This window comes from Mesorhizobium sp. CO1-1-8 (assembly GCF_020164875.1).
Taxonomy (GTDB): Bacteria; Pseudomonadota; Alphaproteobacteria; order Rhizobiales; family Rhizobiaceae; genus Mesorhizobium.
This window is the reverse complement of record NZ_JAIUGZ010000007.1, coordinates 281,441-294,917: the sequence shown is the minus strand read 5'-3', so window position 1 is coordinate 294,917 and position 13,477 is coordinate 281,441. Positions and strand designations below refer to the sequence as shown.

At 63.0% G+C, this 13,477-nt stretch carries 10 protein-coding genes and 2 tRNA genes; 2 read left to right on the top strand and 10 right to left on the bottom strand.

The genetic code is table 11. From position 1 onward, the window contains the following. The 10 genes from LB558_RS17055 to LB558_RS17010 all read right to left on the bottom strand — a co-directional run. The coding region (locus tag LB558_RS17055) for a lipid A biosynthesis lauroyl acyltransferase (protein ID WP_224698646.1) at positions 1–956 on the bottom strand (956 nt) is incomplete at its 3' end. A gap of 13 nt (positions 957–969) precedes the next feature. Beyond that, entirely contained in the window at positions 970–1,998 is a 1,029-nt protein-coding gene (locus LB558_RS17050; RefSeq protein WP_224698628.1) for a zinc-binding dehydrogenase, read from the bottom strand. A gap of 36 nt (positions 1,999–2,034) precedes the next feature. After that, the gene (locus tag LB558_RS17045; protein WP_224698645.1) at positions 2,035–3,312 is read right to left on the bottom strand and encodes a beta-ketoacyl-ACP synthase; all 1,278 of its coding nucleotides are present in this window, start codon (positions 3,310–3,312) and stop codon (positions 2,035–2,037) included. A 52-nt stretch (positions 3,313–3,364) separates the two neighbouring features. Further along, positions 3,365–4,555, bottom strand: a complete 1,191-nt coding sequence (locus LB558_RS17040) for a beta-ketoacyl-ACP synthase (protein WP_224698627.1) — start codon at positions 4,553–4,555, stop codon at positions 3,365–3,367. 56 nt (positions 4,556–4,611) lie between these two features. Next, positions 4,612–4,905, bottom strand: coding sequence for an acyl carrier protein (locus tag LB558_RS17035; protein WP_027029416.1), 294 nt, complete (start codon positions 4,903–4,905; stop codon positions 4,612–4,614). A 231-nt stretch (positions 4,906–5,136) separates the two neighbouring features. After that, the gene (locus tag LB558_RS17030; protein WP_224698626.1) at positions 5,137–6,279 is read right to left on the bottom strand and encodes a slipin family protein; all 1,143 of its coding nucleotides are present in this window, start codon (positions 6,277–6,279) and stop codon (positions 5,137–5,139) included. Between the two features lie 358 nt (positions 6,280–6,637). After that, positions 6,638–6,703, bottom strand: a tRNA-Leu gene (locus tag LB558_RS17025). Between the two features lies 1 nt (position 6,704). Next, a tRNA-OTHER gene (locus LB558_RS17020) sits at positions 6,705–6,778 on the bottom strand. A gap of 225 nt (positions 6,779–7,003) precedes the next feature. Then, positions 7,004–7,552 (bottom strand): histidine phosphatase family protein, encoded by a 549-nt coding sequence (locus tag LB558_RS17015; RefSeq protein ID WP_224698625.1) that lies wholly within the window; start codon positions 7,550–7,552, stop codon positions 7,004–7,006. A gap of 103 nt (positions 7,553–7,655) precedes the next feature. Next, positions 7,656–10,676 (bottom strand): caspase family protein, encoded by a 3,021-nt coding sequence (locus LB558_RS17010; RefSeq protein ID WP_224698624.1) that lies wholly within the window; start codon positions 10,674–10,676, stop codon positions 7,656–7,658. Positions 10,677–10,786: 110 nt separating this feature from the next. Between LB558_RS17010 and LB558_RS17005 the strand changes: the two genes are divergently transcribed. Both LB558_RS17005 and LB558_RS17000 read left to right on the top strand, forming a co-directional pair. After that, the gene (locus tag LB558_RS17005; RefSeq protein WP_224698623.1) at positions 10,787–11,734 is read left to right on the top strand and encodes an AEC family transporter; all 948 of its coding nucleotides are present in this window, start codon (positions 10,787–10,789) and stop codon (positions 11,732–11,734) included. Between the two features lie 226 nt (positions 11,735–11,960). Then, the gene (locus LB558_RS17000) at positions 11,961–13,418 is read left to right on the top strand and encodes an NAD-dependent succinate-semialdehyde dehydrogenase (protein ID WP_224698622.1); all 1,458 of its coding nucleotides are present in this window, start codon (positions 11,961–11,963) and stop codon (positions 13,416–13,418) included. Positions 13,419–13,477: the final 59 nt, after the last annotated feature.

Here is a 13,477-nt window from a genome sequence, read left to right as displayed (position 1 = left end):
GGGTGCGTTTTGTGGCCCCCGCCGCTGATCTCCCACCTTTTGTGGAACCACATCCACTGGCCGGGATCTTCTCGCACCCAGCGTTCGACGACGTCGTTGAGACGCTGGGTGGTGGCGTGGACATCGACGCTGCCGTCAGCGGTGCGCGGCAATGTCAGCTTGTCCTCGATTTCGAGCCGGAAGCGGTTGCCTGGCAGCCTGACGCAGCGCGCCGGGTAGACGTCGCACTCGTAGTGACGGGCAAGGGTAGCCAGCACCCGATTGCTCTGGCAGGGCCGGCCGAAGAAGGTCGTCTCCAGGCCGTTGGTGAATTTCTGGTCGACAAGGACGCCGATGTTGCCGCCATTCTCCAGGACACCGGCCAGGGCGAATGAGGCGCCCGCCATGGATGGCAGCAACGAGCCCATGGTCGAGCGGCGCGTCGAGAGGATGTAGTCGGCAAGATAGGGATTGTTAGGCGGCCGAAACAGCGCCGTGATGTTCATGCCGAAGGTCGCCGCCGCCACCGGCAGCAATTCGAAATTGCCGAGATGGCCGGTAAAGACGATATGCGGCTTTTCTTCGCCAGCGATTTCGACGAAGTGGTCAGCTCCCTTGACCTCGACCCGGCCGGGCTTGCTGGCTGTGGGGTCATAGTCGAAGAGGACGTCGAGAAAGATGTATTCTGCGGCAAGACGGGCCATGTTGCCCCACATGTCGGAGGCGATCGCCTGGATCTCGGATTCGCTCTTTTCCGGATAGGCCTTGCGCAGATTGTCGACGGCAACCTGATGGCGTCCCACCCGGGGGCCGACCATGCGTGCGACGCGGTCGGCGAAATTCAGCGCACTGTCGGCCGGCAGCAGGCGCAGGACCGAGATGATCATCATCGCCGCCCGCGCCACCAGCCAGTAGTTCAACTGGCGCAGCTGCCTGCCGTAGCGAAATTTGAAATCCCGGCGGAACTTCTTGAACACAGAGGTCAAGGCTCTAGCCGACGCGTAGGATGATCTTGCCAAACACGTCGCGGCCTTCCATGCGTTTCAGCGCGGCATCGATACCGTCGAAGTCGACTTCGGTGTCGATGACCGGTGCAACCTGTCCTGCCGCCATCTTCTGCATGGCGTCGGCCATGTTCTCCATGCGGCAGCCAAAGGAGCCGAGCAGTTTCAATTGTTGCTGGAACAGCTGCATCAAATTGATCTGCGTCGACACGCCGGAAGTCGAACCGCAGGTCACCAGGCGGCCACCGCGCTTCAGGCACAGCATCGAGGCGGCAAAGGTGTCGGCGCCGACATGCTCGAAGACGACATCGACGCCCTTCTTCTTGGTCAGCTTGCGCACGACGCCCTCGAAACGGTCGTCGCGGTAGTTGATGACATGGTCGGCGCCGAGCGCCTTGGCCTTGTCGATCTTGTCGTTGGAGCCAACGGTGGTGATGATCGTGCAGCCCATCCGCTTGGCCAACTGGATGGCCGCCGAGCCGATGCCGGATCCGCCGGCATGGATGAGGATGGTCTCGCCGGGCTGCAGCCTGGCATTGTCGAACAGCATGTGCTCGACGGTGCCGAAGGTGACAGGCGCCACCGCTGCACCAATGTCGGTCACGCCGGGCGGAGCAGGAACCAGCAGGCGGGCCGGCAGGTTGATCTTCTCCTGTGCGAAGCCGTCGAGATGGAAGCCGTGAACGCCTGAAACGTGCTCGCAGAGATTGTCGCGGCCTTCGCCACATGCTCGGCAAAGGCCGCAGGTGCGCGCACCATAGATCGACACCAATTGCCCGGGCAGCAGGCTGGAAACGCCGGGACCGACCGCCTCGACCTCGCCGGAGGCTTCCGCGCCGACGACCAGCGGCAGCTTGCGCTTGGCGAAGGCCATGCCGCGCCAGCCCCAGACGTCGATGTGGTTCAGCGCCACCGCCTTGATGCGCAGCGTGACTTCGCCGAGTGCCGGCGGTGGGGGAGGCGGCAGGTCCACCGTCTCAAGACGGCGGTCCTCTATAAGTTGCAATGCGCGCATGGGGCCTGTCGGTTCAGTCTGGCTGAAAAAGGTCGCTTAGACCGGTTCCCGCGCCATGACAAGGCAAGTGTTCTGGCCGCCGAAGCCGAAGGAGTTCGACAGAACGGTGCGGACCTCGGCGTTGCGCTTCTTGTTCGGCACCACGTCGAGCACGATCGCGGGGTCGGGATTGTCATAGTTGATGGTCGGAGGAATGACGCTTTCGCGCATCGTCATCAGCGAGAAAGCCGCCTCGACAGCGCCCGCCGCCGACAGCGTGTGGCCGATCATCGATTTGTTCGACGAGACCGGCATCGAGCCGATCCGCTCGCCGAACACCGTAGACAGCGCCAGATGCTCCATCTTGTCGTTTTCCGGCGTCGAGGTGCCATGGGCATTGACGTGGTCGATCTCGTCTTCACTCAGGCCGGCATCGGCGAGAGCGGCGCGAACCGCGGCGATGGCCGGTGAAGCGTCCGGCTTGGAGCGGGTGCGGTGGAAGTCGTCGGCCTTCTCGCCGCAACCGCCGAGGACGCCCAGAATAGTCGCGCCGCGAGCCAATGCCGTCTCAAGCGATTCCAACACGAGCGCCCCGGATCCCTCGGCCAACACGAAGCCGTCGCGATCCCTGGAGAAGGGCTTGGATGCCTTTTCGGGAATGTCGTTGTGTGTGGAGAGCGCTGAAAGCAATGAGAAACGGATCAATGCCTCGGCGGTCGCGGAACCGTCCGCGCCGATCGATAGCGCACGGTCGCATTCGCCGCGTCGGATCGCCTCGACACCGAGCTGGATCGCGGTGGCACCTGAAGCGCAAGCCGTCGACAGAGTGATCGGCAGACCACGTGTGCCAAGGCGGTCGGCAAGGCGGTCGGCGATCGAACCGAACTGGGTGGTCTCGAAAATATCCAGCTCTTTCAAGCTACGCGCGACCCGAAGCAGTCGTTCGGCGGCGGTGTCATCCTTGTCCTTGTCAGAATTGTAGAGCGAGAAGCGCTCGGCCCAGTCGAGTTCGACTGGCGGCGATGCGAGGAAGAGCGGTCCGCCGAAGTCGCTGGAATCTAGACCGGCTTCGGTCACCGCCTCGAGGCCCGCAAGCTCGGCTAGCTCATAGGTCAGTGGGCTGGCACCCTTCGAACTTGACGGCAGGAAATCGACCATGCCGGAGATGCGGGTGTTCAGTTGATCGATGGGAAAGCGGGTGATCGGGTGAATGCCCGACTTGCCGGAGGTCAGCGCCGCCCAATTGTCCGTCTTGCCGACGCCAAGCGAGGTCACCACGCCGATGCCTGTGACGGCGACGATCGGCCTGCCCATATGATCGTTCAGATTGGCCATCCGGTAGCCCTCGACCTTTTTTCGTTGCAGCATGGATCGTGAAAACACCGCCTCAGGCGGCATTGACCAGCGCCATGCCCTCGAATTGGTGATAGCCGATCGCCGTTGCAAGGACGGTTTGAGGAACGCCTTCAAACGGCGTCTCGGCTGCGGCATCAAAAACAGGATAAGCGGCCTTACGATCGACAGCGAGTGCCGCCAGCGCCACGGCGAAAGGAAACTGTGCTTCCTTCATGTGCCCGGTTAGTGTCGAGAAGCCACGCGCTGATATCGCCGAATTGGCATCGAGCGCTGCCTTCTCGGCTGTTGTCGCCGCATGCGCTCCCGATGCGCCCGACAGGGCCAGCAATTTGCCGTTCGGCAATGCAGCCTTCGTGAGCAGTGCGGCGATCTCGGCGTCGAGTTCTCCCCGTGGCCGCCGGGCGCGGCCGGAGACGACCGGCCCAAGTTCTGCATAGATCTTGCGGCCGCGGCTCATCGCGTGTTCGCGCTGTTCCAGCACCAGGAAGGCGCCGCCGGAGCCGGTCACCACGCCACCGCCCTCGGTGCCCTGTCTTTGCCAGACCGGCTTCCACGGGCCGCGATGCAGATAGCCGGCGAGTTCATAGCCGAGCAGCATGTCGGAATGCTCGGTCTGGAAGGCACCGCCGACCAGGATGTGCGTCGACTGGCCCGAGCGGATGCGTGCGGCGGCCGTTTCAACCGCGGCGACGCCGGCACCTTCCTCGCCCATGAAGGTCCTGGACGAACCGGTGACCTTGTGGACGATGGAGATGTTGCCGGCGAGCAGGTTGGACAACTGGGCCAGGAACAGTGTCGGCCGCAATTCGGTGGTCAATTTCTCGTTGAGCAGCACATCGCGGTCATTGCGGCTTTCCGAAGCGGCGAGAATGGCGGCATCGACCGCCTCGTCGCGCTCGCCACCGCCTGCGGCCACAACCATGTCCATGGTCGCGCAGAGTTCGTCATTGCCCTTGATGCCGGCGTCGTCCAGCGCAAGGCCGGCAGCATAGGTGCCGAGCCTCTGCCAGGTTTCCATCTGGCGCTGGTCGCCACGCTTGGCGATCTGCAGGTTCCAGTCGATCTCAGGCAGCGGATGAACGGTATAGGGTGCAAAACGCGTCGCTTCGAGCACCGGCTGCGGGCCCGGCTGCGCCAGCTTCTGCCAATGGGCGTCAGGACCTTCCCCCAGCGAGGAGACAAGGCCGATACCAGTGATGACGACGTCGCGGGGGCTGCTCATAGGCGGCTTTGTGGGTCAGGCGGCAGAGCGCGTCAAGATCGTGCGCTCAACTGACGTCAGGCGGTCTTGGCGGCGACCAGTGCGTCGATCTTGGCGCACAGGTTCTTCATGACGAAGTAATCGTCGGTCGAAGCCTTGCCGTCATTGACCTCCTGGGTCCACTTTTCCAGCGGCACCTTGATGCCGAATTCCTTGTCGATGGCGAAGACGATGTCGAGGAAATCGAGGCTGTCTATGCCGAGATCGTCGATCGTGTGGCTTTCGGGTGTGATGGTGTCGATATCGATCTCGCTGGTGTCGGCAATGATCTTGGCGACTTTGTCGAACGTTGTGGAATTCGTGGTGGACAACGGGGCTTTCCTTCGGTTGCGGGCGGAATCTGTCCGCATCTTGTTTGGGCGCTGTCTAATCGGTTTTTCCCGGCAGGAAAAGGCCTGATACGCCGGGCGCAGATGGGTAGGGTGTCCAGGAAACGCAAGAAGGGTCGCCGGTTTTACCCGGCGGCCCTTCTGTTGACGCCACGTCAGCCTTTATTTCGATGTCGTTTTCCCAAAACCGGAACCATTTTTGGGCGACATGCATCAGCTGTCGCGGAGCTTGACCAGGTCGTTGAGCAGCCCGCCCGTTCCGTTGTGGACGGTTAGCCGCTCGACCTTGCCGGCGATGGTCTCCAGCGCCTCGAGCTCCTTCAGCCGCAGCATCACCGGGTTTTCCGCCATCACCCTGGCCGTGTTGAGGAGGGAACGCGTCGCGTTCGTCTCCTCGCGGCGACGGATGATGTTGGCCTCGGCCTGCTTTTCGGCCGACACCACCTGGTTGAGGATCTCGCGCATCTCGCCCGGCAGGATGACATCCTTGAGGGTGATATCGCTGACCTCCACGCCGATCTCGGCCATGTCGGCGCGGACCTTGGCTGCCGCTTCCTCGTCGATCGTCACCTTCTTTTCGAGGATCTGATCGAGTGTCAGCGCGCCAAGTGTCTTGCGGAAGGCATATTGCAGGGCGCGGTAGAGGGCTTCGGAGAAGTCCTTCACCATGCTGACCGCCTTGACCGGATCGACGACCCGGTATTCGGCTGCGATGTTGACGCGGATCGTCACGCGATCCTTGGTCAGCACTTCCTGCCCGGCAACGTCGAGCGACTGGAGCTTGAGGTCGACGACCTTGATCTGCACCATGCGTCCGACGTTCCAGAAGCCATGCACGCCCGCCGTCAGCGTCCTGACCAGGACACCGTCGATGAACAGCAGTCCGGCCTGACCATCGACGACCGGATGGACGGACATCAATTCCGCCTTCCGGGCCTGGCCGAGCCGGCGCATGACCGCAGCATCGATGGCGAGATCGACTGACGTGTCGATCAGCGTCACCTTCCACGGACCGGCATCCGTCCACAACACCAGCTTGCGGTCCGGTGCCAGCACGGCGTGCAGATTGCCGTCACGCTCGATGACGGCGACATCCGTGCGCCCGGTGCGAACGACGGTGAAATGACGCGCGGCCACATCCGGGAGCTTGTCGAACAACGCCTTCTCGTATGCCGAAACGAATTCCGGGTTCTTCAGATCGTGCCGAGACACTTCGAGGCTGCCGCGCCGGTTGGCGAGCCAGTGCTCACCCGACAGCAGGACGGCCTTGATTTCTCCCCTGTGGAGGGTGAGGGCACGTTCGTTTTCCCTTACGAGGACGCGCTCGCGCCCAAGAACCTTGTCGAGAATGGTCATTGTCTTACTCCTGTCGGGCATGGCCCCATGCGAGGCGTCACGTCATGCGTCGATCTTCCCTTCGTTTCTCGTTTCACGGCGTAGTCCGGGCACGAATGATCCGGGGACTGGTGGCATCGAGCCGTGGCGGGCCTTCGGGAGTGGATCGCGGGGCAGCGAAGCGGGCGCCGGAGGCCTTGGCCTCCCTTGCCGGCGACACTGCGCCTTGATCGTCACCGCGGGCCTGGCCGCGAGCCGATGGCGAAAGACGCTGGGATGATCCGCCCGAGGGCTTGGGTCACCCGTCCAGTCTTTCGCATTCCAGTTCCCGGACCGTTTTTCAGATAACACCTGGCGGGGTGTTGGCTTGTCAGCCAAATGGAGAAGGATTTGAACCTTCGACAGTCAGATTCTCGATCTGATGCTCTACCCAACTGAGCTATCCGTGGTGCAGATGAAGGGAATTGAACCCCCGACCTCCGGACCCAAATCCGGCGCTCTTCCGCTGAGCTACATCCGCGATCCCAATCCCCAAGGCGGCGCCGTATACAGTGCGGCAATGCCGCCTGCACGGGGGGAGACGAAAGCTCCAACCGTTGTGCTCACTTCGGTTCTCGTGACCGGGAGCGCGCCTATAGCGCCTGCGACGGGTTGTCGCAAGCGGCATCGTCATGGCGAGTTCGCGGCTTCTTTCAGTGGTGACATTTCGGCAACACCGGTCCAGTGCCGAGGTGTGCGGGAAGCCTCAAAAGGTGACGCGGCCGAGCACGCGCAGGCCTTCACCCTGCGGCTCGACGACCACGGCCTCGCCTTCGCGCGGCGAAACACCGGTCAGTGCCACGATATCTTCCAGATGGGTGACCATGACCAGATTGTCGGAGCCGGAATAGGCGCGGATTTCCTTCATGATCGCGGCGACCTGCGCGGCCTTCTGCGTCTCGTCGCCCTTCATGAGATCGAGCGGTGCAAACAGCTCCGGCTCGGCCTCGAAAGCGATGCGGGCGGTGTCGAGGCAGCGGCAATAGCGGCTGGACAGCACGCGCTCGATCGGTGCCGCCCGAGCGGCAAACAAAGCGCCGATCTTGCTTGCCTGCTGCTTGCCGCGCGCCGACAGGTTCATCTGGGTGGCGCAGCTGTCGATGTCGAAATTGGCCGGGTCGGTGGTGCCGGTGACCCTGGCATGACGCAGCAGCACGACATGCCCGCCATCGCGCAGCAGCGCCCAGCCTGCATCCGTGGCGTGCGCCACGCCGGGAACAACAAGCAGGAACAACGCCAAGGCAAATCGAATCATCCGCTATCCTTCTCCGGTTCCCGGCAATGGGTTCCGGTGGCATGACATATAGGGACGGTAAAGCCGGCCGAAAGACAAGGCGCGGTCGGGGGGAAGCGCAGACCTACTTCTTCGCCATCTGCTTCTTCACCAGATCGATCTTCTGGTCGGTGAGCGGGATGGGCATGGTGTAGCCGGCTTCGGTAAAGCCTTGCTTGGCGTTCTCGAAGAATCCGATCGCCTTTTGATATTCGGCCTTGCCGCCACCATAGCCGGCCCGATTCCAGCTGACGTCACCGAGATTGTTCTGCGCGAAGGCCCATTGCATGGGCAGGCTTTCCCTGGTGAATACCTTCAGCGTCGCCGAGAAGGCGGCCTCGGCATCACCGAGATATTTGTCGGTGCGTTCGAGATTGCCGAGGTTGAGCAGGCTCATGCCGAGGCCGTTCTGGGCATTGGCCCAGTCGACCGGTGCCGCGTCGAAGGTGAGCACTTCGAGGGCTGCCCGGCGGGCCGCGATGGACTCCAGCAAGATCCTGGGGTCGGCATTGCTCATGCTCAGCCAGTGCAGCGTCGAGCCGAGGCCGGCCTGGGCCAGCGCCCATTGGCGCGGGTTCGTCTCGCGCTTGTACTCGCGCAACGCATCGCGGTAGGCGGCAATAGCCTCACCGTAATGTTCAGGCTTGTCGGTGACGCCGCCCAGAAGCTGCAGCGTGTTGCCGAGATTGTAGTGGCTCATTGCCCAGTCCTGCGGGAATTTCCGTCTGACATAGACCTGCCGCGCTGTCCGGAACGCCGCCGCCGATTGCTCCAGCTTGGCCGTGTCGCGGGTGCGCTGGCCAAGTGTCTGGTAGATCGAACCGAGATTGTTCTGCGCCGACGCCCAGTCCATCGGGAAACGCTGCCGCGTAAACACCGTCAGCGCATCGTCATAGGCGGCACCTGCCTCTTCGAGCGCGCTGGTGCCCATATCGAAGCGGGCGATACCGCTCAGCGCGTTGCCGAGGTTGAGCCGGCTGGTCGCCCACGAGACCGGGAAGGTCTCACGGGTTCGCACTTCTAGCGCGGCGCGGAACGCGTCGGCCGCCTCGTTTATCTTCGCCTTGTCGTTGAGTTGGATGCCGAGCGACACCAGCGTGTTGCCGAGATTGTTCTCGACCATCGCCCATTCAACCGGCACCTTTTCGCGTGTGTATTCCTCAAGTGCCAGCCGGTAGGCCGCCTCGGCTTGCGTCAGATGTTCGCCGGCGGCCTCGCGCTCGGAAAGCGCGTACAGCGCCAGGCCGAGATTGTTCTGCGAAGCGGCCCAGTCGAGCGGCACTTTTTCGCGCGGGCGTTTCTGGAGCGTCGCGCGCATCGCCACCACGGCCTCGTTCAGGCGCTTCGGGTCGCTCTCGCGTTCGCCGATCTTCAACAGCACATTGGCCAGATTGTTCTGCGCGGCGGCCCAGTTGAGATCGTCCTTCTCGCGCTCGAACAGGACAAGGGAATCGCGAAAGATGCGCGCTGCCTCTTCGAGGCGCGCGGTCTCAGTCTCGCGCTCGCCGATGGTCTGCAGCACCACCGCCATGTTGTTGCGGGTGATCGCCCAGTCGCGATTCTGCTCGCCATTGGGAATGAAGTTCAGGATGGTGCGATAGGCTTCGATGGAGTGCTGCAGCGCATTGAGGTCGCGGGTGGCGTAGCCGTAGGCGTTCAACGCCTCGGCTTCCTGGTTCTTGTAGTTCCAGCGCAGCTTGTCGTCCCATTTTTCGGCCAGCGAAAACGCCTTGGCGTAGTCGCCGGCGGCGGATTTGTAGTCGAACACCAGGCCAGAGGCATCGGCGCGCCTCGCATAGATCGCGGCATCGGCAAGACGCTTCTGCTTGACGAGATCTTCGGCCTCATCGACCGCATCGTTGGTCTGCTCGACCCGGCCGACCGCATCGTCGAGGAATTTGCGCGCCGTCACGATGGCGCCCTGGCCGATCGCCTTGTCGGCCGAGGCGACAAGCCGTTTGATCTCCGGATCGTCGGTGCGCAGTGCGGCGCGCTCGGACATCATCTTCTTAAGACGCTCGGCCTGGGCGTCGAGGACCTTTTGCAGGTCGGTCGGATCTTCGGGGACTTTTTCCGTGCCGAGCGCTTTCAGCACGCCATAAAGCGCATCGAGCGGCACGCCTTCCTGCAGCGAGGCCAGTTCCACCTGCGCCCGTTTCGGGTCGGGCAGGTCTGAAATCGTCAGCAGGAGCTGGCGCCTTTCGCCTGTGATCAGCCCGTCGTCGCCGGTCGGCTCCGCCGGCGCGACGCCGAAATAGAGCAGCCGGCGCAGGCTTTCATTGACCCAGGGGCGCTGCTTTGCCTTTGTGTCGAGATAGACCTCCTCGGTCACCATGCGCATGACCGAGCCGAACTCCGTGCCCTTCATTGCCCCGAGGTGGCGCAGCAGGGCGGATGCGTAAGGGCTGTTTTCGCCGGCGGCACCATCGAGCGCCGGACGACCCGGTTCGGCGGCAAAGCCGACCACCGTACCCAGGCTCGCGTCGGCCGCCGGCGCATTGCCGAGCGCCTTGGCACCGCGTACCGGTTCCAGCCCGCCGGCACCGATGGGCGAGGCGGAAGCGGTCGGTGAGCGCCGTACCACTGCATCCGCGGGGAATGGATTGGTGCGGCAGGCATCGAGCAGCACGATCGTTACCGGCACTGTCTTTTTCAATGCCTCCATGACGGCGGATATCGGCACAAGGCTGGTGCCGGCATCCTTCAGCGACGAGACGTCGGCGTCGACCGGAACCAGATAGTTTTCGCCGCCGGCCTCGATGCCATGACCGGAATAATAGATGAAGGCGACATCGGCGCCGTCGGCATCTTCGGTGAACCGCTCCAGGTCGCGCTTCAGCTTGGTGGCGTCACGGTCGGTGACGCTGCGCGCGTCGAAGCCGAGGTCGGTCAGCATCTTGGCCATGTCGCGGGCGTCGTTGGCGGGGTTGGGCAGGGCGGCGATGTGCAGGTAATTCGACTGGCCGATGATCAGCGCCACGCCCTTGAGGCTTTTCGTCTCGGCAACTGCAAGCGCGGTCGCGGCAAGACAAAGCAGTGCGGCGACGAAAGCCGTCAGCCATGCCCGCAGCAAAAGATTAAGCTTCCTGGTTTCGACAAAGGTCATTTGTCGTTCGTGCCCGCCCTGATGATCCAAACCTCTATAACGCTGCCAGTGGACCATGATCAAATTCGGGCGCGATTGCGCTGCGGTCGTGGCTCGCCTATCCCTGAAAAATGTCGCCGCTCACCGAAACCGTTCTTTTCGTCTTCAGCCTCGTCGCGCTCGGCTATCTCACCGGGCTCACCGGTTATCTGAAACCGGCCAGCGGGGACGGCATCTCTGAATTCGCCATCAGCGTGGCGATGCCGCTGCTGCTGTTTCGGACGATGGTGAATTCCGATTTCCATGGCGTGGCGCCATGGTCGCTGTGGGGCGCTTACTTCACCGCGGTTGCAATGACATGGGCTGCGGGCCATCTGGTGACGACGCGGATCTTCGGGCGGGACGCACGCACAGGCATCGTCGGCGGAGTGTCGTCGTCCTTCTCAAATGTGGTGTTGCTGGGCATTCCCTTCGTTCTCGGCGTATTCGGGGCCAGTGGGTTCGAAGTGCTGTCGCTGCTCGTTTCGGTGCATCTGCCGACCATGATGATGGCTTCGATCATCATGTTCGAGATATTTGGCCGCGGTGACAGTGAGCCCGTACACCCGCTGCGGATCATCCAGAGCTTTCTGAGGAGACTGTTCACCAATCCCCTGATCATCGGCATTCTGGCCGGGCTGGCATGGCGCCTAACCGGCGCGCCACTGCCGAACCTTGCCACGCGGCTGGTCGATGCGTTGGCTGACACTGCCGGGCCAGTGGCGTTGTTTGCCATGGGGCTCAGCCTGCGCCGCTTCGGCATTTCCGGAAACATCCGACCGGCGCTGGCGCTGTCGGCGCTGAAACTGTTCCTGATGCCGGCTCTGGTTCTCGGTCTGGTCTGGCTGCTTGGCCTGCCGCCATTGACGGCCAAGGTGGCGGTGGTGGTGGCGGCGCTGCCATCCGGCATCAATTCCTATCTCATCGCCGTACAGTTCAACACTGGCCAGGCGCTGGCGTCGAACCAGATGACCATCGCCACGGCGAGCGCGGTTGTTACAACCGCCTTCTGGCTGACGGTGGTGCTCCACGTTTTCTGATAGGGTATGTCGATATTCAGCTGATGCCGCCCCGCGATCGGCATGGCATAGTCCGGCCTGCTCTCGCCTCGGGCTGGTCCAACCCCTATATGCCATCTTGCGATTGCTTGCGGGCCTTGCCCTCGGTAAAGAGCAGTGGCTCCGGCGTGCCGGCTTCAGTCCATGCGCACGCTCACCAAAGAATTCACAGACCGGCCCGTCAGGGCGCCGAAACGGAGGATAGACCATGCTTCAGAAAACCAGCCATTTCATGCGGCAGGCCAATCTCATCAATGGCGAATGGGTGCAGGCCGACAGCGGCCAGACGGTCGACGTCAACAACCCGGCCACCGGTCTCAAGATCGGCACAGTGCCGAAGTCGGGCAAAGCCGAGACCCGTCGCGCCATCGAAGCCGCCGCCGCCGCCTTCAAATCGTGGCGCAAGACGACCGCGCTCGAGCGCTCGAAGCTGCTGCGCAAGCTGCACGACGCGATGATGGACAATCAGGACGTGCTGGCCGAACTGCTGACCATCGAGCAGGGCAAGTCGCTGTTCGAATCGAAGGGCGAGATCGGCTCCGCCGCGGCCTACATATTGTGGTTCGCCGAGGAAGGCCGCCGCACCTATGGCGACGTCGTGCCGTCCCCGTGGGCGGATCGCCGTATCCTGGTGACCAAGGAGCCGGTCGGCGTCATCGCCGCCATCACGCCGTGGAATTTCCCGTCTTCTATGCTGGCCCGCAAGCTCGGCCCGGCACTCGCCGCCGGCTGCACTGCCGTGGTCAAGCCGGCCTCGCAGACGCCGTATTCGGGTCTCGCCTGGGGCGCGCTTGCCGAGGAAGTCGGCTTCCCCAAGGGCGTCGTCAACATCCTGACCGGTTCGGCCAGCGAGATCGGTGACGAGATCTGCGCCAATCCGCTGGTGTCGAAGATCACCTTCACCGGATCGACCGAGGTCGGCAAGCTTCTCATCCAAAAGTCGTCGGTCACCGTCAAGAAGGTGTCGATGGAGCTCGGCGGCAACGCGCCGTTCATCGTTTTCGACGACGCCGATCTCGAGCGTGCGGTTGCCGGTGCGATCACCGCCAAGTACCGCAATTCCGGCCAGACCTGCGTTTGCACCAACCGCTTCCTTGTCCAGGCTGGTGTCTATGACAAGTTCGTCGAGAAGCTCGCCGCCGCCAGCAACGGGCTGAAGGTCGGTTCCGGCCTCGAGGACGGCGTGCAGCAGGGACCGCTGATCGACGAGAAGGCGGTCGAGAAGGTCGAGGAACTGATCGCCGACGCCACATCCAAGGGCGGCAAGATCGTCGCCGGCGGCAAGCGCCATGCGCTCGGCGGTTCGTTCTTCCAGCCGACGGTCATCGCCAACGCGACACCCAAGATGCGCTTCATGAAGGAAGAGATCTTTGGCCCGGTCGCACCGGTGTTCAAGTTCGAGACCGAAGAGGAAGCCATCGCGCTCGCCAACGACACCGAATTCGGCCTCGCCTGCTACTTCTACACAGGCGATCTCGGCCGCGCCTTCCGCGTCATGGAAGGGCTGAAATACGGCATGGTCGGCGTCAATGAAGGCCTCATCACCACGCCGGAGGCGCCGTTCGGCGGCGTCAAGGAATCGGGTCTCGGCAAGGAAGGCGGGCACCAGGGCATCGAGGATTACCTCGACACCAAATATGTCTGCATCGGCGGCCTCGGCCTCTGATAGGCTATCCCGGAGATGGGGCAGGCCAATGGCTTGCCCATCTCTCACGGGAAAACCAG